At 29.0% G+C, this 25,996-nt stretch carries 22 protein-coding genes and 1 riboswitch; of the genes, 5 read left to right on the top strand and 17 right to left on the bottom strand.

Annotation, left to right across the window (positions count from 1 at the left end; translation table 11 throughout):
- Window positions 1-128 precede the first annotated feature (128 nt).
- The 4 genes from L3B98_RS19840 to L3B98_RS19825 are packed head-to-tail and all read left to right on the top strand — an operon-like array spanning window position 129 to window position 3,770.
- On the top strand, window positions 129-881 hold the full coding sequence (locus tag L3B98_RS19840; RefSeq protein ID WP_015395144.1) for an ABC transporter ATP-binding protein: 753 nt from the start codon (window positions 129-131) through the stop codon (window positions 879-881).
- Window positions 878-1,894 carry an ABC transporter permease gene (locus L3B98_RS19835; protein ID WP_238917964.1) on the top strand — a complete coding sequence of 339 codons (1,017 nt, stop codon included), beginning with the start codon at window positions 878-880 and terminating at the stop codon, window positions 1,892-1,894. Before L3B98_RS19840 ends, L3B98_RS19835 begins: the two co-directional genes overlap by 4 nt.
- 1 nt (window position 1,895) lies before the next feature.
- Window positions 1,896-2,570, top strand: coding sequence for a TetR/AcrR family transcriptional regulator (locus L3B98_RS19830; RefSeq protein ID WP_236907762.1), 675 nt, complete (start codon window positions 1,896-1,898; stop codon window positions 2,568-2,570).
- Between the two features lie 45 nt (window positions 2,571-2,615).
- On the top strand, window positions 2,616-3,770 hold the full coding sequence (locus L3B98_RS19825; RefSeq protein WP_238917963.1) for an HlyD family efflux transporter periplasmic adaptor subunit: 1,155 nt from the start codon (window positions 2,616-2,618) through the stop codon (window positions 3,768-3,770).
- A 152-nt stretch (window positions 3,771-3,922) separates the two neighbouring features.
- Here L3B98_RS19825 and clpB read toward each other — a convergent pair whose 3' ends face one another.
- The gene (gene clpB, locus L3B98_RS19820; protein WP_238917962.1) at window positions 3,923-6,535 is read right to left on the bottom strand and encodes an ATP-dependent chaperone ClpB; all 2,613 of its coding nucleotides are present in this window, start codon (window positions 6,533-6,535) and stop codon (window positions 3,923-3,925) included.
- 283 nt (window positions 6,536-6,818) lie between these two features.
- On the opposite strand from clpB, the gene L3B98_RS19815 reads away from it, so the two are divergent.
- Window positions 6,819-7,211 (top strand): CBS domain-containing protein, encoded by a 393-nt coding sequence (locus L3B98_RS19815; RefSeq protein WP_238917961.1) that lies wholly within the window; start codon window positions 6,819-6,821, stop codon window positions 7,209-7,211.
- 169 nt (window positions 7,212-7,380) lie between these two features.
- Here the strand turns inward: L3B98_RS19815 and L3B98_RS19810 are convergent, their stop codons facing one another.
- The 16 genes from L3B98_RS19810 to eno all read right to left on the bottom strand — a co-directional run bounded on the left by L3B98_RS19810 (window position 7,381) and on the right by eno (window position 25,578).
- Window positions 7,381-8,646, bottom strand: a complete 1,266-nt coding sequence (locus L3B98_RS19810) for a helix-turn-helix transcriptional regulator (RefSeq protein ID WP_017810355.1) — start codon at window positions 8,644-8,646, stop codon at window positions 7,381-7,383.
- 28 nt (window positions 8,647-8,674) lie between these two features.
- Entirely contained in the window at window positions 8,675-9,976 is a 1,302-nt protein-coding gene (locus L3B98_RS19805; protein ID WP_015395151.1) for a helix-turn-helix transcriptional regulator, read from the bottom strand.
- 214 nt (window positions 9,977-10,190) lie between these two features.
- Entirely contained in the window at window positions 10,191-10,364 is a 174-nt protein-coding gene (locus tag L3B98_RS19800; RefSeq protein WP_238917960.1) for a YtxH domain-containing protein, read from the bottom strand.
- Window positions 10,365-10,472: 108 nt separating this feature from the next.
- Entirely contained in the window at window positions 10,473-11,423 is a 951-nt protein-coding gene (locus tag L3B98_RS19795; RefSeq protein ID WP_238917959.1) for a ribonuclease H family protein, read from the bottom strand.
- A gap of 103 nt (window positions 11,424-11,526) precedes the next feature.
- Window positions 11,527-12,489, bottom strand: a complete 963-nt coding sequence (locus L3B98_RS19790) for a DUF1232 domain-containing protein (protein WP_238917958.1) — start codon at window positions 12,487-12,489, stop codon at window positions 11,527-11,529.
- Between the two features lie 268 nt (window positions 12,490-12,757).
- Window positions 12,758-13,588 carry a MetQ/NlpA family ABC transporter substrate-binding protein gene (locus tag L3B98_RS19785; protein WP_015395155.1) on the bottom strand — a complete coding sequence of 277 codons (831 nt, stop codon included), beginning with the start codon at window positions 13,586-13,588 and terminating at the stop codon, window positions 12,758-12,760.
- A 12-nt stretch (window positions 13,589-13,600) separates the two neighbouring features.
- Window positions 13,601-14,239 (bottom strand): methionine ABC transporter permease, encoded by a 639-nt coding sequence (locus L3B98_RS19780; protein WP_015395156.1) that lies wholly within the window; start codon window positions 14,237-14,239, stop codon window positions 13,601-13,603.
- A complete protein-coding gene (locus L3B98_RS19775; RefSeq protein WP_238917957.1) occupies window positions 14,239-15,210 on the bottom strand; it encodes a methionine ABC transporter ATP-binding protein in 972 nt (323 codons plus the stop codon). Before L3B98_RS19775 ends, L3B98_RS19780 begins: the two co-directional genes overlap by 1 nt.
- A 137-nt stretch (window positions 15,211-15,347) precedes the next feature.
- Window positions 15,348-15,464, bottom strand: a riboswitch (SAM riboswitch).
- Between the two features lie 230 nt (window positions 15,465-15,694).
- Window positions 15,695-17,332 carry a 5'-nucleotidase C-terminal domain-containing protein gene (locus tag L3B98_RS19770; protein ID WP_238917956.1) on the bottom strand — a complete coding sequence of 546 codons (1,638 nt, stop codon included), beginning with the start codon at window positions 17,330-17,332 and terminating at the stop codon, window positions 15,695-15,697.
- 317 nt (window positions 17,333-17,649) lie between these two features.
- Window positions 17,650-18,117 carry an SsrA-binding protein SmpB gene (gene smpB, locus L3B98_RS19765; protein ID WP_238917955.1) on the bottom strand — a complete coding sequence of 156 codons (468 nt, stop codon included), beginning with the start codon at window positions 18,115-18,117 and terminating at the stop codon, window positions 17,650-17,652.
- A gap of 272 nt (window positions 18,118-18,389) precedes the next feature.
- Window positions 18,390-20,570 (bottom strand): ribonuclease R, encoded by a 2,181-nt coding sequence (rnr, locus tag L3B98_RS19760; RefSeq protein ID WP_238917954.1) that lies wholly within the window; start codon window positions 20,568-20,570, stop codon window positions 18,390-18,392.
- Window positions 20,571-20,708: 138 nt separating this feature from the next.
- Window positions 20,709-21,344: a hypothetical protein gene (locus L3B98_RS19755; RefSeq protein WP_238917953.1), complete on the bottom strand. Its 636-nt coding sequence runs from the start codon at window positions 21,342-21,344 to the stop codon at window positions 20,709-20,711.
- Window positions 21,337-21,900, bottom strand: coding sequence for a sigma-70 family RNA polymerase sigma factor (locus tag L3B98_RS19750; protein WP_077366225.1), 564 nt, complete (start codon window positions 21,898-21,900; stop codon window positions 21,337-21,339). The genes L3B98_RS19755 and L3B98_RS19750 overlap by 8 nt, the downstream gene beginning before the upstream one ends.
- Window positions 21,901-22,794: 894 nt before the next feature.
- Window positions 22,795-23,028, bottom strand: coding sequence for a preprotein translocase subunit SecG (gene secG, locus L3B98_RS19745; RefSeq protein ID WP_077366226.1), 234 nt, complete (start codon window positions 23,026-23,028; stop codon window positions 22,795-22,797).
- A gap of 88 nt (window positions 23,029-23,116) precedes the next feature.
- A complete protein-coding gene (locus L3B98_RS19740; RefSeq protein WP_238917952.1) occupies window positions 23,117-24,136 on the bottom strand; it encodes a PrsW family glutamic-type intramembrane protease in 1,020 nt (339 codons plus the stop codon).
- A gap of 149 nt (window positions 24,137-24,285) precedes the next feature.
- The gene (gene eno, locus L3B98_RS19735; RefSeq protein WP_238917951.1) at window positions 24,286-25,578 is read right to left on the bottom strand and encodes a phosphopyruvate hydratase; all 1,293 of its coding nucleotides are present in this window, start codon (window positions 25,576-25,578) and stop codon (window positions 24,286-24,288) included.
- Window positions 25,579-25,996: the final 418 nt, after the last annotated feature.

The raw sequence follows: 25,996 nt of genomic DNA, 5'->3' as shown, positions 1-25,996 counted from the left end.
TGTTCATTGATCACTAAGTATTGATAATTATAATATATATCTTGAATCCTTATTTAAATTTTAGTATAATGTTTACAATAGATAAATGAGTGATTACTCACTTAATTTCATTAGAGAGGAGTTTTCCTATGGAAGAATCAAAAATTTCAACTATGTCTTCTCCTATATGCATTAAAATTGAACATGTTAATAAATCTTTTGGAAAGAAACAAGTTCTATTTGATATTAGTATAGATATACCATATTCTCAAATCTTAGGCTTGCTAGGTCCTTCAGGTTCAGGAAAATCAACTCTTGTAAAAATGATAGCTGGAATAGACAATGCAACAAATGGCTCTGTGTTTTTATTAGATACAAAAATGCCTCAGCTTTCAGTTATGAATAAGATTGGTTACATGGCTCAATCTGATGCTTTATATGACGAACTTACTGCCGAAGAAAATATAAAGTTCTTTTCTTCCATGTATAAAATCGGTAAGTCAAAACAAAAGCAAAGAATTGCAGAAGTAATGGAGCTTGTAAATTTATCTGAACATCTAAAAAAACAAGTTAAAAATTATTCAGGAGGCATGAAAAGGCGATTATCCCTTGCAATCGCCCTTGTACACGAACCACCTGTTCTAATATTAGATGAACCTACAGTTGGAATCGATCCAGTTCTTCGTAAATCTATTTGGGCCGAATTATACAAATTAAAAGAAAATGGGACAACCATAATAATTACTACACATGTAATGGACGAAGTTGAAAAGTGTGATAATCTAGGAATGATTCGTGATGGTAAATTAATTGCTGTAGGTTCACCTAATGAAATAAAACAAGCTTCCAATTCAAGTACAATTGAAGATGCATTCTTATATTATGGAGGTGCTTCAAATTGAGAATAAAAGCAATTATGATTAGAATTTTGCTTCAGCTAGCTCATGATAAACGAACTATAGCTTTAATGATTCTTGCACCAATATTAGTACTAACATTAATGTCATTTATTTTTGATGGTTCTGATTATCATCCAAAAATCGGAATAATTAATGCTCCGCTTAAATTTGTAAATAAATTAGAGGATAATGATGCAAAGGTTATAAGATATGATGAAAGCTCTGCTCATGCTGTTCTCGAAGCTTCAGAAATTGATGCTTTAATTAATTTTGAAAATGGAATTCCAAAAATAACCTTGGAAGGTAGTGACCCAAGTAAAAGTCAGGCTGTTCTTAAACTTACTCAAAATGCACTTTCTACAACAGGTTCTTCTGCAAAACCTGATATAACGTATTTGTATGGTTATGAAAATATGTCTTCCTTTGATAACTTTGGACCTATACTTATTGGCTTTTTTGTATTCTTTTTTGTTTTTCTAGTAGCAGGGGTTGCCTTCCTTGGTGAAAGAAAATCTGGAACCCTTGAAAGAATACTTGCTACTCCTTTACGAAGGTGGGAAATAGTTATAGGCTACATACTTGGCTTTGGTGTTTTTACTATAATTCAATCTACACTTATCGCATGGTTTTCAATTAATATTCTTAATATTATGATGATTGGTTCCTTCACACTTGTAATTCTAATTACAATATTAACCGCACTAGTAGCTCTTTCTATAGGAACCTTTATATCTGCCTTTGCTAATAATGAACTTCAAATGATTCAATTTATTCCAATAATTGTAGTACCACAAGTTTTTTTCTCAGGTCTTTTTGATTTGGGCACAATGGCACCTTGGCTTCAATCTTTTGGGCGATTTATGCCTCTGTGGTATTCTGCTGATGCTCTTAGAAATGTTATGATTAGAGGCAAAGGTTGGAATGATATAGTGTTTGATGTAATAATTCTAATTTTTATTTGCGTATTATTTATATTTGCAAATATAGTTGCTCTTAAAAAATACCGTAAAATATGAGGTGATTAAATTGACAGAAAAAAAATCCTTAAAAGAACTTATAAATCTATGCAATCCTGAAAATTCTATGACTGAAAGACAACTTAACATTCTTGTTTCAGCTATAGAACTATTTTCAGAAAAAGGTTATGAAGCAACTTCTACTAGCGAAATTGCTAAAAATGCAAAAGTTGCAGAAGGCACTATTTTCCGTTATTACAAAACTAAAAAAGACCTTTTATTTGCTATTCCTTATGCATTATCAAATAATTCATTGTTTGAAGTCTTCCTTAATGATTTTAAAGAGATTTTAGATGATGATCCTGCTGATTTTGAAATCTTTTTAAAGAAACTTATTTTAAATAGGCAGAAATTTATTTGTGAAACAGCACCTATTATAAAAGTTGTTATTCAAGAAGTTCCCTTTCATCCAGAACTAAGACAAAAGATATTAAATACAGTAATTCTGCCATCTGTTAAAAGAATTAAGATTATTATTGATAAGTTTAAAGCTCAAGGTAAACTTATTGATATTCCAAGCAATTCTATTGCAAATCTAATAGCTACTTCTGTTTTTGGGTATCTATTCTTACATTATATTGCTTTGCCTGAATTACCCAATTGTGAAGAGGATATAGATTATCTAGTTCATTATATTATGAATGGAATTTCAAAAACTAGCACAACTACAAATTAACCTACTTCTGTAAAATTACAAAAATAAATTGCAAAGGGTGATTTTATGAGAAAATTATTTATGTTTGGATCAATTATTTTTTTCCTTGCTATTACAACTGGATGTTCTTCTAATTCAAATATATTAACATTAAAAGGCGATATTCAAAATAACATTGCTCCTGCTACAAGTACTGTTTCAGGAAAAATTATAGAAATGAAAAAAAATCAAGGTGAGACTGTAAAAAAAGGTGATATCATAGCAGTTATAGATAATACTAATCAAAAATTCAATGTTGATCAAATGCAGGCTCTTGTGAATATGAAAAAAGCAAAACTTGAAGAACTTCAAATCGGAACTCGTCAAGAGCAGATTGATCAAGCTGAAGCACAAGTTCGTGCTGCTAAAGCGCAAGTAGAGCTTTTAACTTCTGGTAATAGAAATCAACAAATTGAACAAGCAAAAAACGAGGTATCAATTGCTCAAGATGCTGTTAATTCAGCTCAAACTTCTTATGATTACATAAACACTCAGTATAACAATACAACTCAGTTATATCAAAGTGGAGCAGTAGCAAAAAGCACCTTAGATGATGCAAAGTACAAATTAGATACTACTTCTACACAGCTTTCATCAGCTAAACTTAAATTTGAAAGCGCTAATGAGCAGCTAAGTTTATTACAAGAAGGTGCTACCTCTCAAGCAATCGATACTGCAAAAGCAAATTATGATGCTGCAAATTCTCAATTGACCCTATTAAAAAATGGTTCTACTAAACAAGCTATTGCTGCTGCTCAAGGTGACTTGGATCAAGTTCTTGCTCAATTAAATCAAGCTCAAAACAACTTAAACAACTGTAATCTTGTTGCTTTAAATGATGGAATAATAATAAGCAAAAACTATGAGCTTGGAGATGTTGTAAATATAGGAAGTGATGTGGCTGATATAGCAATTTCAAACGATTTATATGTACTATGCTATATACCTGATCAATATCTAGATAAAATTTCTTATAATCAATCTCTAAACGTAACAACTGCAATAGGAAATCAAACAGGAACAGTTAACTATATAGCATTAAAACATGAATATACGCCTAAGGACAAGCAGTCAACTTCTGATAGCAAGCATATAGCTACTAAAATTAAAGTTTCTATCACTGATAGTGATGGTACATTGAAATCTGCCATGACTGCTAATGTTGAAATTCCAATCAAATAATCCAGACATATACTATAATTATCAATGTTTATTTATTAATTTAAAAAACAAACACAACAGGCGGCCCAATTTGGACTGACTGTTGTGTTTATATATTAATAATTTATTCTAACAAAGCTTTCAAAACTATATCTCATTTTCACATACTCAAACTATTGCTTATCTGGTAATAAGACAGGTTCTATAGTAATTTCTTCACCATTCCCATCAATTCTAACCTTAGAACCATAAATCAAATCACCTTTTATTATCATTCTTGCAAGTCTGTTTTCTAATATATTTTGGATATATCTCTTAAGAGGTCTTGCTCCGTAAACTACATCATATCCTTCTCTTGCCATTATTGTCTTAGCTTCTTCTGTGACTTCTATTTCTATATTTTTATCTTTTAATCTTAAGCCTACATCTCTTAAGAATATATCAATAATTTTCTTGATGCCTGATTCTGCTAATGGCTTAAACATTATTGTATCATCTACTCTATTTAAAAACTCTGGCTTAAATCTTGATTTTAAAACACTCATCACTTTAGCTTTAATGTCTTCTTCAACATGTTCATCATTTTTATTTTCTAGTAAATATTCACTTCCTATATTTGAAGTCATTATTATTATAGTATTTTTAAAATCAACGGTCTTACCTTTATTATCTGTTAATCTACCATCATCTAAAATTTGAAGGAATATATTAAATACATCCTCATGGGCTTTTTCAATTTCATCAAATAAAATTACACTATAAGGACTTCTTCTTACTGCTTCAGTTAATTGACCACCTTCATCATAGCCTACGTATCCTGGAGGCGCTCCAACTAATCTAGATACAGAATGCTTTTCCATATATTCTGACATATCTATACGAATAATACTTTCTTCTGAATCAAAAAGGTTTCTAGCCAAAGTCTTAGCTAACTCTGTCTTACCAACTCCTGTTGGTCCTAAAAAGATAAAAGATCCTATTGGTCTATTAATATCTTTTAGGCCAGCTCTTGCTCTAAGAATTGCATTAGTTACAGCTTCAATTGCTTCCCCTTGACCTATAACTCTTTCACTCATATCATCTTCTAATCTTAAAAGTTTTTCTCTTTCTCCTTCAAGCAAATTAGTCACAGGAATTCCAGTCCATTTTGAAAGTACAGCTGATACTTCTTGTTCTGTAACTTCTTCTTTCAATAATGCACCTTCATAGTTATCTCTTAGTTCAATTTCTTTTTGCTTTATTTCTTCTTCCAATGCTGGGATTTTACTATATTGGATTTCAGCTACTTTATTATAATCAAAATTTCTTTGGGCAGCTTCTATTTCTCCTCTTGCATCATCCAATTGACTTTTTAAGGTTTTTATAGCTGTAATTTGTTCCTTTTCTTTTGTATATTTAGCAGTCATTTCATCATTTTTCTCTTTTAATTCTGCTAATTCCTTTTCAAGATCCTCTAATCTATTTCTTGAATTATCATCCTTTTCTTTAGCAAGAGCTTCTTTTTCTATTTCTAATTTAAATATTTTTCTTCTTATAACATCTAATTCTGTTGGAAGAGAGTCAATTTCTGATCTTATCATGGCTCCAGCTTCATCAATCAAATCAATAGCTTTATCTGGCATAAATCTATCTTGAATATATCTATCTGAAAGCTTTGCAGCAGCTACTATAGCCGAATCATGAATTCTGATTCCATGATGAATTTCAAATCTTTCCTTTAAGCCTCTTAAAATAGCAATTGTATCATCAACCGAAGGCTCATCAATAATTACAGGTTGGAATCTTCTTTCTAAGGCCTTATCTTTTTCAATATACTTTCTATATTCATCAAAAGTAGTGGCACCAATGCAATGTAATTCTCCTCTAGCTAATAATGGCTTTATTAGGTTTCCTGCATCCATTGCACCATCAGTTTTTCCTGCACCAACTATAGTATGAATTTCGTCTATAAATAATAATATTCTTCCATCACTGCTTTGAACTTCTTTTAAAACAGCCTTTAATCTTTCTTCAAATTCACCTCTGTACTTAGCTCCAGCTATTAAAGCTCCCATATCAAGAGAAAATATAATTTTATCTTTTAAGCCTTCTGGAACATCTCCTCTAACTATTCTCTCAGCTAATCCTTCAATAATAGCAGTTTTACCAACACCTGGTTCTCCTATTAGGACAGGATTATTTTTTGTTCTTCTTGAAAGAATTCTTATAGTTCTTCTTATTTCCTCATCTCTTCCTATTACCGGATCAAGTTTATGCTTTTTAGCAAGATCAACTAAATTTGTTCCATACTTAGCTAACGCATCATATGTTCCCTCTGGATCTTGAGTTTCAACTCTTTGGCTTCCTCTAACTTCTGAAAGAACTTTCAAAAAATTATCTTTAGTTATATTGTATTTATTTAATATTTTTGAAATTTCACTATTATTTTTGATTTCCATAATAGCTAACATTAAGTGTTCAACACTAACATAAGAATCTTCAAATTTCTTTGAAATCTCTTCTGCTTTAATCAAAACCTCTTCAACTTTTCTAGTAATATATACATTTCCAACGCCTTCTCCTAATACCTTTGGCATTGAATTCAATTCATTATTTACAGTATCTTTTAAATTCTTTAACGGAACTCCCATTTTAGTAAAAATGTTTGGCACTAATCCATCTTCTTGCTCTATAAGCGCAGAAAAAAGATGTATTAAATCTATTTGCTGATGATTATACTTAACTGCTGCAACATTTGCATCATTTAATGCTTGTTGAACCCTTAATGTCATTTTATCAATATTCATATATATTCCTCCTTATTTCTTATATCCATACCTTTATTAATTTCCATAAGTATTTTTTTAAATCATACTTTACGATTGCAATATAAATAACTATTCTTTACTTATATAATAATATATAGGTCAAAGAAAGTCAAAGTTTGTTTTTAAATTTTCTTTAATTTTTTATTATAAACTTTTATTTTAAAATTTACTATTTTGTAGTAAAATATTATTATATATATAAATTATCAAAAATTTTGGTTAATAAATATTTTGCTGTTAAATTTATAAAAGAGGTGATTTTATGAGAGTAGATTCTATTATCAACAAAAATTTTCATATTATAAATGTAAACGATACTATTGATAAAGCTTTAGAATTAATGCATGACCTTAATATTAACGGTATGCCTGTAGTAGATGATAGTGAAACATTGGTTGGAATGATAGTTAAAGCTGACATATATAGATTTATGATACATCCTGGACATTATGTTAGCTGCCCTGTTGAATGGGTTATGTCAAAGTCTGTAATACTTTCGCAATCTGATGAAGATATTATAACAGTCGCTAAACGTTTGAGAAAAAATGATATTGTTGCAATGCCTGTAGTAAATAATGATAAAATTGTTGGTGTTATTACTATTGATAATATATTAGATTATTTTCTAGGTAAAAATGAAGGCACTGATGATTAATTAAATATAGTGTATCTTTTATTTTTTAGAATTGTATAAATATTTCTTAATGCATAAAGCACTTTGAGTTAGATGACTCATACTTTACTTGGCTTACCTCTTCAGTTTGACAAGTTAAAGTAGAAAAACTAGCTCAAAGTGCTTTTAATATACACAGAATTGTACTTTATTAAATTTTTTTATCTACAGCCAATGCTAAATTGTAATACTTTATAGAATCCTCTATATCTCCAAGTTTATAATACAATTTTCCCATATCTACATATCGAGCTTTCCTTTGCTCCCTTGATCCAAATTTATAAAGTGAATCCAAAGATAAATTCATATATTTTTCTGCTTCACTATATAAATTCATATTTTGAAGAATTGTTCCCTTCAGATAATATGATTTTTCAATCAACTTTATGTTATTGGTAATAATAGCTGCATTTAAAGCTTCTTCTGCCATTTTATCAGCGATTTCATATTCCTTATTATCAATTAGTATTCCAGTACAATCATTTAAAAATTGAACGTTCTTTTCTACATTATCTCGTGGGAATATTTTAATTCCTTCTTGTATTTCAGCAATTGCTTTTTTTCTTTCATCAGCTTCAAAATAGTATTTTCCATAATTTCCATGAGATAGTGCTAATGAAATAGGATTATGTTTTTGATATTCAAAGGCTTTCTTTTTATATTCATCAACACAGTCCTTTTTTAGTTTGATGCATACTGTTGCGTATATATGATAAACCTTACCTTTACTTTCATCAGTTTTAAGGCTATTAACGTATTCTATAATTTCAGATAAAATACTATACGCTTCCTCTGATTTTCCTATATTTTGATAACACAAAGCTTCATTGTAACCTATTAGGCAATACTCCGTCTTATCCATTTTTTCTTTTTGCTGCTGAAACATTTCTCTAAGCTTACTGTAATATGAAATTGCTTCAATATATTCTCCATTTTGAGAAAGATATCTTGCCATATCTTTAAAATATATAACAGTATTTTTATGTTTATTATTTCTTTGATATAAATCATAATATTGTGAAACTATTAATTGAATATTTTCAACTTTATTTTCTTCTACATAATAAGAAAATAATATATGAATTAACTCAAATGCTAAATCATAAAATTTATATTTAATCGCATAACTTAAATTATCTTTTAATTTATTTTCTGAATCATCATCACAGGCAATATTTTTTCTTATAATTTTTAAGTTATTTAATATTTGCTCATAAACATCTTCTGTTAAATAGTCTAAATCTATTTCTATTTTTTCAGCTATATATTTAAGTAACTCTTTATCTGCCTTAATTTTCCCATTTTCTATGCAACTCATTTTAGCAATTGAAATTTTGTGTCCACATAATTCTTTTAATGTAATACCTTTAAATATTCGAGCTCTTTTTATCTTTTCTCCAGTTGATAGTATTTCCAAAAATATCACCCATTTACTTAAAAATTTTTTAATTCTCTAGTTGTTCTGCTTCGTCAAATAATTTTACTCCCTGATCTAAATAATACGAAGCCTTTTCTACGTCCTTCTTAGATATAAAGTATTTTCCAAGCCTCATGGATAATTCTCCTGCCTTAGTTAATCTTCCACTATTTTTTGCCAGTATATATGTATCAATTAATACATTTTCTGCCTGCTCAAAATTTTCATCAATATTACACATAGTATATTCAATTAGCTTACAGTTAATAATCCTATCAACATCTTCATTTTTTATACTACTTTCAATATCTTTTAATATTTTGCTACATTCACCTGTATTTTTTAGTTTTAAATAACTTTTACAAATATCCATTAATATATCATTAACATGTCCAACTTTATTATAAATACTTACATTTCTAGATATCTCATAATGCTTAATAGATTCTTCTAGATCTCCTAATTCATAGAACAATTTACCCAAATTTTGTTCTATATTTACAATACTTTTATTGTATTGTATTTTTTTATATACTTCCAATGTTTTTTGGGAATACTTTAATGCATTTATTAAATCTCCCTTTTTATTAAACTCTTCTGCTAATTCAAATAAATTTCTTGCGTAGTCCTCATCATTATATATTTGTTGAAAACGCTTTTTTGACAAGTATGAATACTCTAATGCAGATTCCAAGTCTTCTATATTAAAATAAGTTCTAGCCATATTATAATATATTTCCCCTAATAAGAACTCATCTACAATATTATTGTCTAAATATACTTTTTCTGCTTGCTTTAAATAACTACTAGAAGAATGGTATGCTTTAGATTCTAATGCTATGTTAGCTAAATTTAGAAAGGCTTTAATTATTTGCTCATAATTGTTATTTTTAACAAATATTACGTTCGCTGATAAAAAAAACTTCTGAGCCATTGGGAAATCTTTTTTATACATATACGACTTTGCTGTTATAAAATATATAATTGCTTTTCTATACTCTAAATTGTATTTTTCGCAATAATATAATGCATTATCAATATATCTTTGTCCCTTTTCATAATCTCCTTGTAATATGCAGGATTCCCCTACCTGCTCATAATATAAACTTATCTTTTCAGCTTGGCTTTCTTCTGATTCCATTAAATACTCAACAGTAGTATTTAATGAATTAGCTAAATATTCTAATAAATCAACCGATGGATTTGAACGACTTGATTCTACCAAGCTTATCTGTCCTGGAGTTATTCTGTCCTTAGCCAAATCCTTTAATGTCATATTTAATTCTTTTCTTCTTCTTTTAATTTTTTCTCCTAATGATAGAATTTCCATTTTTTAATCCTTCTCTATTCAACAAATTATTTAAATATTTTTTTGCTTTTTTCTTATTATATCATAAATTTATAAAAAATTGCATAAAAATATAAACATACCATAAATTTTATAATATCTCCTATATTCCTAATGTTTTATTTATAAAAAAGCAAAATAAAAGGGTATGAAATTATTTCATCCCTTATATTTTGCTTTTTAATTTTTCAACTTTTTATTTCATCCAACCTTGAATCCCATGATAAGTTGACTCAGCCATATCTCTCATTCTTCTTCCTGTTCTCTTCATTGTTCGTTGAGTTCTTCTATCATGATATGGCATCATGGCCATATCAACAGCAACTCCTATTAAAATCCCTGCTACCATTCCCTTTGAAAATCTTTCCATAAATAACACCTCTTTAATAAAATTAATTCATTTTCTACAAGTAGGTTGTGTATTAATTATGAAGTTATTCAAGTTAATTTTTCCCAAATATATTTATATCCAATAACTTTAATTATAATTATTTAATAAATATAAAATTAAAGCTTCTTTTTCCTTACTTAAAAGTTTTGAGATTGCCTTTTTCCCATCCTTACAGTTATTTTTGTATAAATCTATAATTTGATTGAACTTAATTTCACGATCAAGTTCTTCATTATTTTTTTGTACACTAATATCTTTATTTAAATCAATATCTTCATTATCACCAATAATAATAATATTATCTGTACAATTTGGCGCTAAGCTTAAAATTTCAGTTTTTGCATTGGCATTAGATACTTTTATTGTATTTTTCTTCAACCATTTTTCAACAACCCTATCAGAAGTTATCCCTAAACATTCTTTGCACTTTTCATCAACTAGTTCATTAAATAAATCACCAGTATGACTATCTACCTTTACGAAAATAATCTCAATTCCAGATTTCATTAAGGTCTGCATTTTCTCATAATATCCAACTGAGGATTCTTCCTTTCGTTCCCATGCACCAGTTGCATGGTGAGCAATCCCCTCATAGTCATGAAATAACACAATTTTAGTTTGGCCTTGACTTAAAGCATATTCCACGGCTCTAACAGCTCCTTTAAGTTCCCCCGCAATCTGCCTTATATTCCTTTCTGATGTATCATTTTCTGCATTACTTTCTATATATTCCACAACATCATTATTGACGCAAACTATTCCATATGAATATCTTCCATCTGAAGAGTTATAACTACCATCTACATAAGCATGAAGACAATCTTTTGGATAATTTTCATCACTCTTTTTTAACATTCTATTGCCTTCATTTAAATATGAATTTGCATCATCAATACTTTCAAAGCTCTTATATTTCGCTCCCTTTACCCCTTTTACATATTTTAAGCACTCATCCCAGGTGTTAACTATAATATTTTCTATCTTTTTATTATTTTTTGCATCAAAGCCATATTGTATTGCATAAACTTTCTTTGCCATTCCCTTCTCCCTTTCACTTCCTCTTTTAATTCACAAAAATACTTTATCTACAAGTATATCCGCTTTTCTTATACATAAACTTTCTGTATTTTATAATATATATTTATAATGTAGATAATTCTGACACCACTTGACATAATTTCTCTACATTTTTTGCCTTTGTAAAATTAGCTAAATAATCAACACCACTTTTTATTACTAAAATCAACTCATTCTTTCCTTGCCAATTTTCTACGATAACATTTATAGGAACATCATTAAAAACTTTATCTAATGCAAAAAATGCAACTCCAATTTCATCAATTGCACCTATAAATGGTATTTTATTAGGTATTATGTCCGTCGGAAGTGTTATATATCCAATTGATATGGACATTATCAACTTCGTCTTTATAGGCACTCGCTTATCTTTCATCAATCTATAAATAAGAGAAATTATATCTGGTAATATAAAAATATAATCTTTATATTTTTTTGTTTCATCAGGCAGCTTGTCTAATAAAATTTCTCTGCCTTTAGAATAATTATCCTCAACTTTACTCACAAGTTTTAAATCAAAATCTTCTTGTTCTTGACTTTTTTCTACAACTTCTGCTTCAACTTTTTTTACTAATGTTCCCGCTATTGAAATATTAAGATCCTTTGCTTCAACAAATACCTCTGTTTTTTTAATAAATATATCATCAACAATTAAATCAACAAATGGTACATCCTTAAGGATGGTACTTATATTTATTGTTACTTTATCCTTATTGCTACTTATTCCATATTCTTTAAATTCTTTTACTAATTGCTTTAATGCAAGACTTCTAAAAATTCTAAAAACTCCACAATTAATAATTTTCATTTTCGATATTCTTGCAGTAATTTTATTATGAACACATTCTATCAATTCAGCTTTTACATAAAAATCCATTGTTATGCCTTTTTTAAAGGTTCCTTCTAATATTATTCCATCATCAATAGATACTTTTTTCAAATCTAAGCCATTTATTTTAACAAACTCGTTAATAATACTCAATATGTCATTTCCAAGTAATTTAACTTTTACTTCAGATATGTTCATGATATTTTTGTCTCCTTTTATTTACGCCAAAAATTATTTCCTCATATTTCAAATTAATCCGAATTTAAATTATTCATCATAATTTTTCTAATCCTATTAAAAAGTATACCTTATTTTTATAGATTATTAAAGATATGCCCCAAATAATACTTATAATCCAAAGCAATAAAATTGGCAGATTATAATAATTTTAACTAACTCTAGATATAATCTATAAGTACGTATCAATTAAAATAATCTGCCATCAAAAATAACTTAAAATATTATACTAAAATACTGGTATTACTGAACCATTGTATTCTTTTTCTATAAAGGCTTTAACTTCAGGTGAAGTCATTGCTTTCACTAAAGCTTTTATCTTATCTTTATCTTGATTTCCGTCTTTTACAACAACAATATTTGCATAAGGTTTAGCAGCATCTGAATTCTTATCTTCAATTATTATTGCATCTTTTGCAGGATTGAATTTAGCTTCTATAGCATAGTTTCCATTAATTACAGCTGCATCAATATCATCTATAGCTCTTGGAACTGCTGCTGCTTCCAATTCATTAAATTTTAATTTTTTAGGATTTTCTGTAATATCTTTTGGTGTAACTAATTCACCATCTTTGATTTTTATTAATCCTTTTCCTGCTAATAACTTTAATGCTCTAGCTTCATTTGAAGGATCGTTAGGAACTGCTATTGTAGCACCTTCTTTAAGATCATCTAAGCTTTTTATTTTCTTAGAATATAAGCCCATTGGTTCTAAATGAATAGCTCCAACTGAAACTAAGTGATATCCTTTTTCTTTATTTTGTGTATTTAAATACGGTGTATGTTGGAAGAAGTTTGCATCTAATGAACCTTCTTCAACTGCAGTATTTGGTTGATTATAATCATTAAATTCTGTTACTTCAACAGTATATCCTTCTTTTTCAAGCAATGGTTTTGCTATATTTACTATTTCTTCATGTGGCTTTGGAGTAACTCCAATTTTTATTACCTTATCATTCTTAGAATCTTTACTTGCTGATGTAGATGCGCCCCCACATCCTACCAATCCTAATGCGACAACTCCTGCTAATACTACTGATATAATTGATTTCTTTTTCATATTTCTTTCCCCCTATTTTGATAATTTATTATAAAAATAATTGCCTAAAACTTGTAGTCCTTGTACTACTATAATTAAAACAATACATGTTACTACCATATAATCTGTTTGGAATCTTTGATATCCATAGCTTATAGCTACTTGACCAAGTCCTCCACCACCAATTGTTCCTGCCATTGCAGAATACCCAACAATACTTATTATTGTAAGAGTAATTCCTGAGGCTATTGAAGGAATTGCTTCCTTAAGCATAACCTTAAAGATAATTTGAGTATTTGATGCTCCAAAAGACTTAGCTGCCTCAATTATTCCTTTATCAACTTCTCTAAGAGCTGATTCAATAATTCTTGCTACAAAAGGAGCCGCTGCGATTGTAAGTGGAACAATAGCTGCTTCTGTACCTATTGATTTACCAGCAATAAACCTAGTTAAAGGTATAATAGCTACCATAAGTATAATAACTGGAAAACTTCTTAATATGTTAATTATTAAATCTAAAACTGAATAAACAATTTTGTTAGGTTTTAATCCATCTTTTGCAGTAACCGTCAATATTATTGCAGGTATAAACCCTAAGATTAATGAACCAAGAGTTGATGCAAAAACCATTTCTAACGTCTCAATCAAAGCTTTTCCTATTACATCACTCATTATTCAATCACCTCCAATAGAATATCTTTATTTTTAAGGTATTCCATAACCTTATCTTTATCTTCTTCATTTATATTTATTACAAGCCCACCTAATACTTCACTTCTAAATTTTTCAAGTTTGCCCCAAACAATTGAAAAATCTATTTCCAATTCTCGTGCCATCTTTGTGATTAGTGCATTTTCTGAAGAATCACTTGGGAAAAATAATTTAATATTAACTCCTTCGTTTGGCAATATTTCTTCATCTTCATCATCCTCACCCAAGAATTTTTTCAATGATTTTCCTGGTTTTAAGAATAAATCTTCTGCTCTTCCTTCAGCTTTTATTTTACCACCATCTAATAATGCAACTTTTTCACAAATTTCCTTTATAACTTCCATTTGGTGAGTAACTACTACTATAGTTATTCCCAATTCTTTATTTATTTTAGAAAGTAATGCTAAAATGTCTTTTGTGATTTTCGGATCTAAGGCTGAAGTTGCTTCATCACAAAGTAATATTTTTGGATCTAGTGCTAATGCTCTTGCTATTGCTACTCTTTGCTTTTGCCCACCACTAAGCTCTGATGGTTTACTATTTTTTTTATCTTTTAAGCCAACTAAATCTAGTAATCTCGATACCTTGTCCATAATTTCATTCTTACTGTATCCCCATACTTCCAGAGGAAGCGCAACATTATCAAATACATTTTTTCTTTGCATAAGATTGAAATTTTGAAATATCATACCTAAATCTTTTCTAAATTCTCTAAGACTTTTACCTTCTAATGAAGAAACTTCTTTCCCCATTACATTTACTGATCCTCCATCATAAGATTCAAGTCCATTTATACATCTAAGCAAAGTTGATTTTCCTGCACCACTATGCCCTATTATTCCATATATTTCGCCTTCTTTAATATCTAATGTTACATCTTTTATAACTTGTGTTTGTCCATAATTTTTAACTACGTTTTTAATTTCTATCAAAACACATTTTCCTCCTTTGACTTTGTTTTGTTAGTATCCGGATAACTAAGGCATTTAAATCAACAAATATTTAAATACCTCAAAACAAAAGCGCCAGAGAATAAATCTCCAGCGCATAAACATCACTCAAATTTATCCTCTCATCTATCAGCTAAATTGCTGCTGGAATTAGCACCATATAAATATTGATTATAAACCAATATTTCGGTTGCCGGGTTTCAAAGGGCCAGTCCCTCCACCACTCTTGATAAGATATCAGATTATTTTATTTAGTTACTTATCTGATTATATAAGTATTCTTTCTTTTTGTCAACTTCTAAATAATAACCTTCAAATCATTTTAATCCATAGTATATTAATCGGATTAGTATTATTATAAACAATTTTCATTTCTATTGCAATATCTTATTAATATTTTTAAGTAATTAACAACAATAAAAGTGTCAGAAAAATCATTCTAACACTTTTTTTTAATAATAATATTTTAAGCTGCTTTTTGAATAAGATTACTTGCTGTTCCCGATAGATTAACCATTCTTGGAACATCTTTATTAGTTATTGTATTGTTACCATTTCTGTTTTTATTATATTTACACCAATCTATAAGTGCATCTCTAACTACAACATGAGTATCATTTTTAACATCTAATCCACCATACTTTGTAAATGCAGTAAAGGAATCTCCACCTTGCGCTACGAAATCTGGAACTGCTACAGTTAACATCTCATTATCTTTAATTGATCTTCCATTTTCTCTTGTAATATCTTTCACTCTTTGACCTATTGGAAGTTTTGAATCGTAAGTAAAATTAATACCCGATACTTGCAATCCCTTGCTATTATCTGCTACAGCCTGCTCTAAAACTTCTTTTATTTGAGCCTTTGTCATTTTTAATTTATAAAGTGTATTATCAAAAGGCATAAATTGCCACATTGTGCCTACTGTTATATTTCCTTGAGGTATGTCAATTCTAAGACCTCCATTATTTTGAAAGCCTACATCAGCTCTAACTGCATCTCTTGTAACATCAGATGCCCAATTTCCTAAAACTGATGACCCATATGGAGTATTGTTTAATTTTCTTGTTAATTCTTTATCTGTATTGTATCCAATAACTTCACTTGTAATTGGTTCTATTAGTTTATTAGCATCATTTACAATTTTATCAACATTAATATCTGTTTGTTTTACAACCGCTTTATATCCTTTTTCATTATCTAAAGCTACGTAACTTGTATCAAGCTTTGGTGCTTCAAATGCAATTTTTTTATCACTAGTTATATTAAATTTAGCATCAATATATCCTTTACCATTAGATGCTCCAATATATACTGGAATTTTAGTAGTTATAGCAATAGCTGCTGTTTTTGTATGACTGTGTCCACCAAATACTGCATCTACATTTTGAAGTTTATTAGCCAAGTCAAATACTGGTCCTGTTGCATTATCTCCTTTATCTCCTTCATGAACTAATGCAATTGTTACATCTGCTAATTTATCTTTCTTAATTTGTGCTGCAACTGAATTAATTTCATTTGCAAGATCTTTGAATTCATAATCTTTTACATATTTAGGTGATACACTCGTTTCTGTTTCAAGTGTTATTCCTCCAATAATTGCTATTTTAACCCCATCTTTAGTTATGATTTTATAAGGTTCAAATACTCTCTTACCAGTTTTATCATATAAATTACTACAAACTATTGAATAAGCTGCACCCTTCATAGTTGTATCAATAGTTGTATCTAATCCCCAATCAAATTCATGGTTTCCAAGGGCGGTTACTTCCATTCCAACCTTTGACATAACTTGTTGGACTGGAACCCCTTTCATAATGTTCGATACAGCAGAACCTTGGTATAAGTCTCCACCACCTATGATTAAAGTTCTATCAAGATTTAATTTTTTTACATTTTCTATTCTATCAGCTAAAACTCCTGCAACTGGATTTCCAGAAGAATCCTTTAAGGTTCCGTGAAAATCTGTTACTTCAATAATATCAAATGTTTTTCCATTATCCGCAGCATAACCTATAATTGGAAAAGCAGTGAACAATGTAATTGCCAAAAATAAACTAGTTATAAAAGCTATACTTTTTTTAATTATTAATGTTTTTCTCATTTTAACTCCCCCTAAATGCATTAGTATATTATATTCATAATATGAATTATATACCAGTCAAGGGCATTTTTCCATACATTTTTATTAACTTTGTTGCCTAACATTCATACCGATATAAACATTAATCTTTATTTAACAAGTATTTATCATATTTACTCTTGCATTTTATCTTCAAGTCTATTCTTAACATTTTATTAACTAAAATATTGACCCAAAAATCAAAAGCTGCCTAGAAATTATTTATATAATTTTCTTGACAGCCATTAATTACAAACTTTTCAAATAAATTTATTCCTTAGTTAATTAACTATAATTTATTATTTATATTTTTCTTTTATCGCTCTATCTATATCTCTCTTATGTGCTTTTTCAAGCATGGCATCTCTCTTATCATAATTCTTTTTACCTTTACAAACTCCAAGAGCAACTTTTACTTTACCTTCTTTTAAATATAGAGATAATGGTACTAGAGTATATCCATCTTGCGATACTAAAGCATCAAGCCTTCTTATTTGATCTTTATGAAGTAATAATTTTCTTTCTCTTAATGGATCTACATTGAAAATATTACCTTGTTCATATGGTGAAATATGCATATTTTTAATAAATATTTCTCCATCGTATACATCTGCATAACAATCTTTAAGATTAACCCTGCCATTTCTTATGGACTTAACTTCAGTTCCTACTAAAACTAATCCTGCTTCCATTGCTTCTTCTACGAAATAATCATGTCTTGCTTTTCTATTTTCTGCTAATGAATTTTCATTCTTTTTTCTTGCCATTTTATCACCCACTTTTGTCAGTTAACAGTTTATGCCCTTTAGGGTACCCTGTGGGCAGTTATCAGTTAACAGTTGTTGAGGAAATTCCTTTGGAATTTCTATATTTTTAGATTCATTTTCATTTTGGATTATGATTTATAGACTACAATGAAGAAAATATATATACAATCACACCATACTGACCTTTTATTTTCCTCATTGTTTCTTAAGCCTTATATACTAGCATTATATTATACATATCTTTGTAAATCAACTAGTTAAAAACTCTCCCACTATACTGGTTGTAGTGTTTCATTCACTGCCTCTTCGGCTTCTTCTCTTTTTGGTTCTTGTGTAATTTTAAAGAATACTTCCCTATTTGTAATATCTACATGAACACATTCAACTTTTACTTTATCTCCAAGTTTATATATCTTCTTAGTTCTTTCACCCATCAAGCTAAGATGTGATTCATTAAATATATAATAATCATCATCTAAGTCTGTAATATGAACTAAGCCTTCAACTGTATTTGGAAGTTCAACAAATACTCCAAAAGAAGTAACTGAGGATATGATTCCATCAAATTCTTCGCCAATTCTTTCTTGCATATATTCAGCTTTTTTAAGATCATCAACTTCTCTTTCAGCATCTTGTGCTTTTCTTTCCATTTCTGAAGACTGTTTAGCTGCGTATCCAACAGTATTTTTCAATTTATTTATTCTCTTTTCATCCAATTCTCCATGAAGATATTCTTTAATAATTCTATGAATTTGTAAATCTGGATATCTTCTAATTGGTGAAGTAAAGTGGCAGTAGTACTGTGCTGCAAGGCCAAAATGTCCAGTGCATTCTGGTGCATATCTCGCTTGCATCATAGATCTCAATAATAAAGTACTTACAACAGTTTCTTCATTTTTGCCCTTAACCTTTTCTAATATTTCTTGAAAACTCTTTGGGATAATTTCTTCCGTCCAGTGAACATTATATCCTAAGTTATAAACAAATTCTTTGAATTTTGCTAACTTTTCTTCATCTGGATTTTCATGAATTCTATACACAAAAGGTAAGTGAGTCCAGAACATATGCTCAGCTACTGTTTCATTAGCTGCCAACATAAATTCCTCTATAACTCTATTAGCAATTTCGCGGTCATAAGGTTTTATCTCAATTGGTTTTCCAAGCTCATTTAACGTTATTTTTGCTTCTGCTATTTCGAAATCAATAGCACCTCTTCTAGTTCTCTTTTCTCTTAAAATATTACAAAGCTCTTCCATTAATTTAAAGTCTTCATAAAGATAATCGTATCTCTTTATTAGTTCTTCATCATGATCCTTTAGAATCTTAGTAACATCTGTATATGTCATTCTTTCATTAGTTTTAATTATAGATTCTACTATTTCATGATCTACAACTTTACCACTATTATTTATTTCCATAAAACAAGTAAGTGCTAATCTATCTACTCTTGGATTTAAAGAACATATACCATTTGATAATTTTCTTGGTAACATTGGTATAACTCTATCTATTAAATAAACTGAAGTTGCTCTTTTTAGTGCCTCTTTATCTAATGGATTATTTTCTCTTACATAATGACTTACATCAGCAATATGCACTCCTAATTTGTAATTTCCATTACTTAATTTTTCAATAGATACTGCATCATCTAAGTCTTTTGCATCTTCTCCATCTATTGTTACCATTCTTAAATCTCTAAGATCTCTTCTGCCCTTAATCTCTTCTTCATTAATTTCCTCGGAAATACCTTCAGCATATTTTAATACTTTTTCAGTAAACTCTTCTGGAAGTCCAAGTTTTTTGATTATAATTAAGATATCAATCCCTCTATCGCCTTTTCTTCCTATAATTTCTGTTACAACACCTTCTGCTTTTCTATTTCCTTCTGGCCATTTTGTTATCTTTACAGTAACAACATCTCCATTCTTAGCAGAATTTCTATCCTTTTTAGATATAAATATATCCTTTGAGATTCTAGGATCTTCTGAAACTACAAATCCAAAATTTTGAGAATCTTCATAGATACCTACTATTTGGGTTGTATTTCTTTCAATAATCTCAACAACTTCTCCTTCTCTTTTCTTAGTATTTGTATCTTCTCTAGTTACCTTAACAGCTATTTTATCTCCATTCATTGCACCTTTCATGCAATTGCTTGGAATAAATACATCTTTTTGCCCCTCTTCATCTGGAAGCAAAAATCCAAAGCCTTTTGAATGTAGCTGAAGTGTTCCTGAAATCAGTCCTTCTTCTTTATTGTTTTCATCTGCAATCATATATCTATCTTTCTTCGTCCTAGTAATAATACCTTCTTCTTCCATCATTCTTAAAGTCTTTTTAAATGCATTATATTCATTTTTCTTTATATCAAATATAGTTATTAATTCTTCAATGTCCATTGGTCTATAAGCTGGTTCACTCATAAAACTTGCTAATGTTTGTTTTATTCCCATAATGTTTTCCTCCATTGTGTTATCATTATATAATATTCCTATATATCTATATACTACCACAATAACTTCAGACAATATAGATTTTATCTTATTTAATATTAGTATTGACATTAATTCATTAATTTATTTACCTTAAAATTATGCTTTATAAATTATCCCCCAATTTTTAATCATGAAGTACATTACATATACTAAGTATATAATCCATGCAATTATGATAAGTCTAATTATTTTTTCAGCTTTGGATTTTATTCTTTTCCCTTTTACGATAGTTGAACAATCTTTTAATAAATCCATAATCATTTCAAATCTATTCATATGATATTGAATTGTTTTCTTATTTTTATTCTTATCTTCAATTATCAAATAGAAATATTCTTTTTCTTTGACCAACCCTAATTCTTTCTGTATTTCATAATGCTTTGAATATTGCAAATATCCAGTTACCTCTATTAACAATAGTCTTGTATTAGTCTTCACTAAAATACAATTAAAACTCCAACCAACCACAGGATGAGCTACGGCTGATAAACCAATTGTTGCAGCAAATGCAAGTCGTACTGAATCACTTGTATAATCTCTTCCTGAAATATAAAAGTCTATTTCTTCATCTTCAGCTAACTTTTCTTTTATAGTCTTTAATAATTCTTTCATTAGAACTTCCCAAAGTATATTATTTTTTCTTTCTTTTACCCTTTCTAATAATTCGTCCTCAACTTTTACTTCTTCTATTGCTTTTATCTCATTTTCTGAAAGAAATTGATTATCACTCATATATATTTTCCCCTCCAAACTTCATATTTTTAAATAATTCTCTTAACTTTTTTCGAAGCCTGCTCAGTCGCTTATATAGTACCTCTTCACTTATAAAGTAATATTCACATAACTCTTTTGTTGAATTTTCTAACACATATTTTTTAACAAATAATGTCTTATCAACAGCTCCTAATTTATTTACAATTTTATTAAATTCGCTTATAGATTCATTCTGTATGTATTCATCTTCTAGGCAACTATCTTCTCTAATATTCTCATTAAGTTCAATAGTGCTATAATATTTTTTTATTCTCCGCTTATAATCTAATGCCTTATTTTTAGATATACACATAATCCAACCTTTAAAAGAACATTCAAATTTAAAGGTATTACTTTTCTCCATAATCTGCATTACAACATCGTCAAAACATTCTTCAATATATTCTTTATCTTGAGAGTCTCTTAAAACATAAGATATTCCTTTCAAAATATCCTTCGAATATACATTAATAAGTTCATTAAAGCTATCTACATCTCTCAATATTAGCCCTTTTACTAATTCATCGTCTTTCATATATCCTCCTAATACATCATTCTCTATAACATAAATTCAAATTTTCTTATATATTATAATTGACGTTAAAATTTATAATTTCTGACCTAGAAATTATTTTCTATCCAACATAATTTTTCATAAACGTTTACATTTTTAGATGCAAATATCCTATTCTCAATAATTACATAGATATCCAAATTAATACTCAAGCTTATAAATGGAATATGTATTCATTATCGAGAAATTATAATCGTAACACTACACCAGAAATCAGATACATTTTTCTGGAAGCAGGCTTGGAATCGGTTATGAGTTATGAGTTACGTATGAAATCTCTTTAAAGATTTCGAAAATGTATAATTTAAGAAAAGCTATTAGCTTTTTTTCCTCAACTGATAACTGTAAACTGATTTAAGTCCTGTGGACGATAAATTAATCTGATTTCGGTAATTGTTGCATAAGTCTAATTCTCACTTTGGATATATAGATATCCAATTTAAGAATCAAACTTATAAATGGAATATACATGCATCATTGAGAAATTATAATCGTAACACTACACTAGAAATCCGATACATTTTTCTGGAAGCAGGCATGTGAAATTAAGCTGATGATGGTTCTTAAGCAGTGAACCCAAATCTATGATTTGGTGTGAATCGCTTACTCAGCGAACGAATGTGAGTCGAGTTTCCTCTATGGCTTGTTTCATTTACAGCTTGTCCGGATTTTACATATGGAACACGCTGAAATGACGACAAGCCACCATTTAGAACCTTCCAGCGAAAATTTCACTAGTCCTGTGGAAGATAAATGGATCTGATTTCGGTAATTGTTGCATAAGTCTAATTCTCGCTTTGGATATCTTTAAATGCAAAATAAAAAAGCTACTTAATAAAAAGTAGCCTAAATTTATTATTTTATTAAATTTAATACAATTGTATTTATTGCAAATAACGCTGAAAAAATAACTGTTAATCTTACAAGAATTACTTCCTTAGTTCTTGATTTGTTTTTTGCAAAGAATGTATCTTTTGCAGTTCCTTGTATTAATCCACTTAACGCATCTGCTTTACTAGGCTGCATATATACTGATATAATAATACCTAATCCTAATAACACTTCAAAAGCCATAAATATGTTTTGCATAGGTAACACCTCCATAATTATCGATAACATCTACATTTTATAATAACATACTTGTTAACTTATTACAACTTTATGTCAAAAAAATTCATTAGCAATTACTCTCATTTTTTGCTTTTCCATTAAAACTCAAGCTTGATATTTGCTTAAGTCCAGCATTAATTAATATTAATATAATAATCCACGCAACTAATGTAAGCGCAACTTGAATATAGGGTATGCTGCTTTCAATATATATAGGCATATCCCAAATTGCATGTAATATTATTGCAGTAATAAAGTATTTAAGGAATTTAATATTAAAAAAATATTTAACTTTTAATCTATTATCTTCTTTTACCATTACTAATGCTGCACCAGACATAGCTGCCCAAACAATATGCCCACCAAAGGCTAATGCTCCTCTAGTATATATTATTTTCATCATAGTATGAACATCAAATCCATAAGCAAAGACATACCCTGCCGTCTCAAAAACCGCAAAACCTGCGCCTACTGCGGCTCCTAATAATAATCCATTTAATATATATTTCCTCTTACTTCCTCTCAAAAAATATGCAACTACAATAAATTTAGCTAATTCTTCTGTAACTCCAATTAATATTGCACCATAGAAATCAACTTCACCTAGAGTTATTGCACGATTTAGTATCATAGTAATAAGCAAAGAAGAAATTCCTCCTAGGAAAAATATTTTAACTACATCAAAAATATTAATATTTCTTGGTGCATTTACTTCCCAAAAAAACACAAGTAATGAGAACGGCACTATTAATGCACCTATAAATACAATTCCCGGATAAGCCAATACATTTCTAAAGACTCTCAATAATGCTACAAGTCCAATAAAAGTTATTGCAAATAAAATAAATACTCTTGAATATAACCATGGTTTTGGCCATTTGGAACATATTTCATTTTCCTTGGGTGATGTTAAGGCCGTTCCACAAATAAAAGTATTTTCTCTCTCCTCTAATGTATGTTTCTTAAACACATTAACTATTAAATCTGTTAATTTTAATTTAATTGCAATACCTCTGGGTGTAACTGTTTTTGGATTATTTAAGAAACTTTCAGATGTATTTTCATCTTGATTACAATTTCCATCCATCCCTCCAACAACTCCTTAGTCATTTTCTTTGACAGTTGTCAATTTTTCTATCTTTTTTAATATTTTACCCAATCTTTTTTTAGTAATTCAAAAAAATAATCAATAACATAAATTTTTATTTTACGTTATTGATTACAATAATTCAAGCATTATTTTACATTAAAGAATGCCTTTTTACCTCTATATTCTGCTACATCAAATAATTCTTCCTCTATTCTTAACAATTGATTATATTTGGCTACTCTTTCAGATCTTGCTGGAGCTCCTGTTTTTATTTGACCTGCATTTACAGCAACAACTAAATCAGCAATAGTTGTATCCTCTGTTTCTCCAGATCTATGTGATACTACTGCAGTATATCCTGCTCTATTAGCCATTTCTATAGCATTTAAAGTTTCTGTTAATGTACCAATTTGATTTAACTTAATCAATATTGAGTTAGCTACACCAAGTTCAATACCTTTTTCTAACCTTTCAGTGTTAGTAACAAATAAATCATCACCAACCAATTGAACTTTCTTTCCTAACCTTTCAGTTATGAGTTTCCAACCTTCCCAATCTTCTTCTGCCATTCCATCTTCAATAGATATAATTGGATATTTATTAACCCAGTCCTCAAAGAAATCTACCATTTCTGCAGCTGTAAGTGTTCTTCCTTCATGCTCTAATACATATTTTCCGTCCTTATAATATTCTGATGAGGCAGCATCAATAGCTATGAAGATTTCTTCTCCTGGTTTATATCCTGCTTTTTCTATTGCTTCAATTATAACATCAAGAGCTTCTTGATTTGATTTTAAGTTTGGTGCAAATCCACCTTCATCCCCAATACCTGTTGCATATCCTTTATCATTTAAAATTTTCTTTAATATATGGTATACTTCTGCACACATTTTTAAAGCTTCACTAAAGCTTTTTGCTCCAGCTGGCATAATCATAAATTCTTGTAAATCCACAGAATTGTCTGCATGAGATCCTCCATTTAAAATATTCATCATGGGTACTGGTAATACTTTTGCATTAACTCCTCCTATGTACCTATATAATGGAATTTCCAAAGCATTAGCCGCTGCATTTGCAACTGCCAATGATACACCTAAAATTGCATTTGCACCTAACTTGCCTTTATTTTTAGTTCCATCTAAATCAATAAGCATTTTATCAATATATGTTTGCTCAAATACATTGCAGCCTATTAACTCTTCAGCAATAGTTTCATTAACATTTTTTACTGCCTTTAACACACTTTTACCTAAATAATTATCCTTATCACCATCTCTTAATTCTACCGCCTCATACATTCCTGTTGACGCACCCGATGGAACAGCCGCTCTTCCTATAGTTCCATCTTCTAAATATATCTCTACTTCCACCGTTGGGAAACATCTAGAGTCAATAATTTGTCTTGCAACTACATCTACAATCTCTAAATAATCCTTCATTTAATATTACCTCCTCATTTTTATGCAAAATCGAGGTAAATTATTAAATAACCTAGTTTATACTTGGTTATTTAATAATTTTTAACCTACCATAATATTATTTGAAATTATTATATTTATATTCATCTTATTTTTAGGAATATGAGAATACATAACAAATCTAAAATTTGAAATTGATCCTTATTGCAGCATAGCTGCTCTTTTTAGATGTGTATATTCATTTAATTTTTAGGCACATGATAATAAATAGCAAGTCAAAAATTACTATATTAAGTTCCATTGTTGCAGCATAGCTGCTCTTTTTAGATGTGTATATTCATTTTATTTTTAGGCACATGATAATAAATAGCAAGTCAAAAATTACTATATTAAGTTCCGTTGTTGCAGCATAGTTCCGTATTGTGGCAAAGCCACTCTT

Source organism: Clostridium sp. YIM B02555 (genome assembly GCF_022320955.1).
Lineage (GTDB): Bacteria > Bacillota > Clostridia > Clostridiales > Clostridiaceae > Clostridium > Clostridium saccharoperbutylacetonicum.
Note: the sequence above shows the minus strand (reverse complement) of the source record. Positions and strands in the feature narration are given on the sequence as shown.